General features: G+C 51.1%; 4 protein-coding genes. All 4 read right to left on the bottom strand.

Annotation, left to right across the window (positions count from 1 at the left end; translation table 11 throughout):
* Window positions 1–193: 193 nt before the first annotated feature.
* The 4 genes from ACUVQO_RS22510 to ACUVQO_RS22495 all read right to left on the bottom strand — a co-directional run bounded on the left by ACUVQO_RS22510 (window position 194) and on the right by ACUVQO_RS22495 (window position 4,193).
* On the bottom strand, window positions 194–1,126 hold the full coding sequence (locus ACUVQO_RS22510; RefSeq protein WP_445928056.1) for a Uma2 family endonuclease: 933 nt from the start codon (window positions 1,124–1,126) through the stop codon (window positions 194–196).
* A 71-nt stretch (window positions 1,127–1,197) separates the two neighbouring features.
* Window positions 1,198–1,428: a Rid family hydrolase gene (locus tag ACUVQO_RS22505; protein ID WP_445928055.1), complete on the bottom strand. Its 231-nt coding sequence runs from the start codon at window positions 1,426–1,428 to the stop codon at window positions 1,198–1,200.
* Window positions 1,429–1,519: 91 nt separating this feature from the next.
* Entirely contained in the window at window positions 1,520–2,815 is a 1,296-nt protein-coding gene (locus tag ACUVQO_RS22500) for an NAD(P)H-dependent oxidoreductase (protein WP_445928054.1), read from the bottom strand.
* Window positions 2,816–2,852: 37 nt separating this feature from the next.
* Window positions 2,853–4,193 (bottom strand): pentapeptide repeat-containing protein, encoded by a 1,341-nt coding sequence (locus tag ACUVQO_RS22495; RefSeq protein WP_445928053.1) that lies wholly within the window; start codon window positions 4,191–4,193, stop codon window positions 2,853–2,855.
* Window positions 4,194–4,507 lie beyond the last annotated feature (314 nt).

The raw sequence follows: 4,507 nt of genomic DNA, 5'->3' as shown, positions 1-4,507 counted from the left end.
CTGATATGGTCATGCGATTAGAATGAACTAGCCCTACCTTGAACATAATATTTTAACTGGTAGCTCCCTGATTTAACTGAATAATCTACTAGACTTCATGAGTTGTTCTACTTCTAATCTAATGAGCAAAAATAGCGATCGCTGACTTCTGTAATCGCTTGGATGTAATTCTTTAGAAAATTCAACTAATCAACTAAAGCGTTTCGATCTGCTCGGCTGATAAATTCAGTAATTGTGTCACTTGGGCAACGTCCATACCGTTTGCCAGCAAATTTCGGGCGGCTTGCAACACCTGTGCTTGGGCTTGTTCTTTCGCCGATCGTTCCTGTTCCTTCGCCGATCGTTCCTGAGCAGCCTGTTGCTCTGCTTGCTCTGTATCCGTTAGTAGCCATTGCCCTGTACCATCACACCAGCGCAACCAATAACCAGGGACATCTTCAAACACTCCTTCCCAAATTCCTAGCCCAATGTCTAAGTCAGCCAACCAGGCGATCGGATTTTCTGAATTGAGCGATTGCTCCTGATACTGCCCACCATCCAGTTTGAAGTAGCGCAATTGCTGCGTGTGGCGGTTATATACTAAATAATGAGGAATTCGCAAATATCGTTCGTAGACTTCCAGTTTAGAAGGGGGTTTGGTTCCGATTTGCTCCAACCCGTTGCTCACTGGCGCGTTGGCTGACATCGCTGATTCCGCATTCGTTGTAGCGGTTTCGGTGTAAAAACGTCCTAGATCTTCGGCTTCAGTGCCAGGAGACAAAAGTTCGATCGTGATATAAGGGCTTTTCCCTTCCTGCCAGATCACGTAACTACGCCGTAACTCTTTGCCGTCATACAACCGGGGCACATCGACGACTAGAAACCAGTCTGGACGCTTGTACCACAAAGGATGGTTGACATCGTAGTAGAGATTCAAGTCAGATGCGGTAAAACAATGATCGCGAGTGTAAGCACTCAAGCGGAGGGTACGACTGAGCAACTGAGGTTGGAGGTCATGAAATTCATCTGGCAAACCAGGTTCCTCAGGACTTTCACTGGGTAAATCATACATGGTAGGCAAGGTTTCACGAGGCGATCGAGGAGGATCAACCTGTTCCAGTATGGGTTTGCGGTTAATGAGAACCATAGCCAACCTCAGAGGGTTCCAATGAAAATTTTGCCGCAGTGAGGACGTAAGCCCTGCACCCCCACGTTCTATTATGAGACGACTGCAATGCACTCAATTTCAACTAGTGCATCTTTGGGCAGGCGGGCGACTTCAACGCAGGCACGAGCCGGAGCCGTGTCTTCCGCAAAATAGCGAGCATAGACCCCGTTCATCGCTCCAAAATCGTTCATATCTTTGAGAAAGACGCTGGTTTTGACGACATCATTCAGAGTGGCTCCCGCGGCTTCCAGAATTGCTTTCAGATTCGCGATCGCCCCCACTTTCTACTCCTCTCTCCCCAGCTGCTCCACCAAGACCTCATGTTCTAGTGATTGAAATCCTGCTTGCACCACCTCTAACACCCGCGCCAGATTACTCAACAAACGACCAATTATATGTTTGTTCTGCACGGAGTTTGTCGCACAGGCGACCAGCAGGAACTTCTACATCGTCATAGGTGAGCACTTGATCTCTGGGAATATCGCGCTTCAGGCGGCACCCCTCAGCTAATCCCATGGGCAGCAGATTTTGAGCCTGAACAATGGCTGATTTTTCGCACTGGCCGTAGGCCTTGTAGTAGCCAATGCCATCCAAAGTCTCCCCTGCCTTGAGATCAATTTTGGCAGTTGCGACCACATCCACCCGTGGCTCTCCGAGCGGAGATAAAACTCGATCGCCAAACAGCACCACCCGCGCCACCGACATTGGCACCTCAAAATGGCAGAGGTGATAGGGCGTGTAAAAACTGTACAGGGGGCCTTCTCCCAGTTTGTAGAGGTTGAGGTAATGTCGTTGTTTGGGATCATCGTGAGTGCCAAACACAAAGACTCCTGGCCCCGGTTGGGCACCGACGACATAATCCACAATGCCGCCCAGTTCCTTCAGTTGGTCAACATCGTACATTGAGGTCATGGCATCCACATGGCCTTTGAAGGTGTAGCCCAGCATTCCCCGTTGCGCGATCGTCATCCCGGTGGCGTTAGCCACGATCGCCTGCTCAAAAGAAATCTTGGTACCATCCGCAAAACTGGTGACCATGTGGGCTTTTTGTCCCCATTGTTTGGCGAACCCTTCCTGGGTGGTGGGATTGCGGTAGGGATCCTGCAGGCCCTTAATGTTGCCGCACAGGAGGGGAGTGAGGCCCAAACTTTTGACAAAGCGGTACAGGTTCATTTGCACCCCTGGCTGGTCGCCATCACAGGCCGTCAGGATGACTCCAGCCTTATCTGCATACACTTTCAAAATGGGGCCGATCGTCCCATCCAGTTCGGCATTCATGAGAACGACGTGCTTATGGTGGGCGATCGCAGCCAGCACCACCGAGGCTCCAAATTCGATCGTTCCGGTAACTTCAATCAGCGCATCAATTCCTTCAGCCTGACAGAGCAACATGGCATCCTCTGTGACTGCATACCGACCCTGACGGATGCAATCTTCTAGCTCTGCTACTGTAGCCACCACTCGTATCTCATCAATTCCTGCTTCCTGATATGCCCGTTTTGCCCCATCCAGATGCCGATTGAAGATGGCGACGAGTTCCATACCGGGTACGGAATTGGTAATTTGGTTTGCAATTCCCCGGCCCATAAACCCCGCGCCAATCATTCCCACCCGCACTGGATTGTTTGCTTCTTCACGGGCTTTGAGAGCAGTATCGACAATGATCATGAGGTTCTCCTGCAGCACTGGGAAAAAATTAAGACCTCTACCGTCCTAACTTATTAGGAATGCCCTCGCAACCTCCTGGAATCGTACTGCGAGTTTGCTCCCCTCCCCAAGCACAACAGTAGTAGCGCTGCTCTTCGGACATCTGAGTGGCTCCCGTGAAATCGGTATTTTCGATCACGGCTCCTGTGTGCTTTCCGGTGCGATAGTCAGGGGGCTCAATTCGGCTGCGGGGACTGGCTTCGGTTGCTTTGCCGTAAAAAAAGCGAGTACTGTTTAAGTCGGCATATCGCAGTTTGGCATCAAACAAAATGGTGCGGGAGAAGTTGGCTTTTACTAGATCGCAGTAGCTCAAATTAGCTCGAATCAGGTTGGCTTCACTCAGATCTGTCCAGCGCAAATCTGTTCCTGATAAATCTGCGCCTGCCAACATCACTCCCAAGTCAATGACCCTGACCCCATTGACCCGATCTTCTTCATAGCCGCCTGCACCATCCAGAATGGCACGGCCCAATCGACGATCGCGTTTCAGGGGAGTCAACAGCCGTGCCCGACTGAGAAATCGGATGATTTTGGCTTTCCCGGATGCATCTACACTGCTCAAAATGGCTGCAGTACGGCCTTCTGCGATCGCCCGTTCCTGGGGCCAGTCTTCCAGTAAGCCCTCTTCATCCAGTACCAGTTCAGAAACGCCCTGAAAATAGCTGTCGATCGTTTGCTGCTGAGTAATCAGATTTTGTTGAATGGTCAGATCTCTGGAAATGATGTACTGTCTCCAGGCTACATAAACCGCCAGGATCGCAATTAAAATTTGACCGACAGCGCCCAACACTTCCCCCAGCGCACCGATCGCATCCCAGCCAATCTGCCCCAGGAATTGCCCCAACCGTTCAAAAGCACCTGTCAGCTTGAGAAAACCCAGTAATGCCAGCCCTCCCAGAAGACTGCCGAACAAAATTAACCGTTCCTGTTCAGGAATCAGATCCATCAGGAGGATCCGCACGGGAATCCACAGAATTTGGGCGGAGATCAGCAGCGCCACAATCGAGCCTGCGATACCAATCCAGAAATTACCCGCCACAATGCCCACACTCATGACGACGATCGCCACAAACAGGATCATCACTCTTGGCACAGTTACTTGAGTATCCGGCTCACGGGGGTGACCTAGCTGAGCATAGCCTGCAGCACGATCGGGTAACGGCGATCGCGGACTTTGAGTAACTTTGCTGAAATCACTATTTTCAGCAGCAAGTGGTGGCAATGGTGCGGGCTGATCCCCGTTGCTATTTCCTGACCTCTCAGGCGACGATCGCAGGTGCACGGGTAGAGGGGAGTCAGGAGATGAACTGGATGGAGTGGAATGGGGATCGGCAGCCATGAATTCAAAGACCGGGCAAATCGCTGTTTATGCCTTATACTACCCCAGCAATTTACTCCATCGGGCCAGTCCAACAACTTTTCCAGAGATTCTGGCTGGTGAGCCACCGCTTTTCCCACTTTGTTGCTATTGACCAGATATTCCAGGTTTTCTGGTGATGCTTTCAGGAATTGCTGCTCCAGGTGGGAGAGAGGCCGGGAAAGAGGTCAGTCTATTCAGTCAGTTCATTAATAGTGATTCCCGACCTTCCGGTGGTGAACGGCGGTTAAGGCATCCGGCTTAGATACCCGCCCGACATCCACCTTGCTGTAGAC

The organism is Leptodesmis sp., from assembly GCF_052746595.1.
The sequence above is the reverse complement of the archived record's forward strand: the minus strand, read 5'-3'. Positions and strand labels throughout refer to the sequence as shown.

Excerpts from the sequence above, each read along its gene's own strand:
- ACUVQO_RS22510 (WP_445928056.1), bottom strand. The coding sequence starts at position 1,126 with ATGGTTCTCATTAACCGCAAACCCATACTGGAACAGGTTGATCCTCCT.
- ACUVQO_RS22500 (WP_445928054.1), bottom strand. The coding sequence starts at position 2,815 with ATGATCATTGTCGATACTGCTCTCAAAGCCCGTGAAGAAGCAAACAAT.
- ACUVQO_RS22495 (WP_445928053.1), bottom strand. The coding sequence starts at position 4,193 with ATGGCTGCCGATCCCCATTCCACTCCATCCAGTTCATCTCCTGACTCC.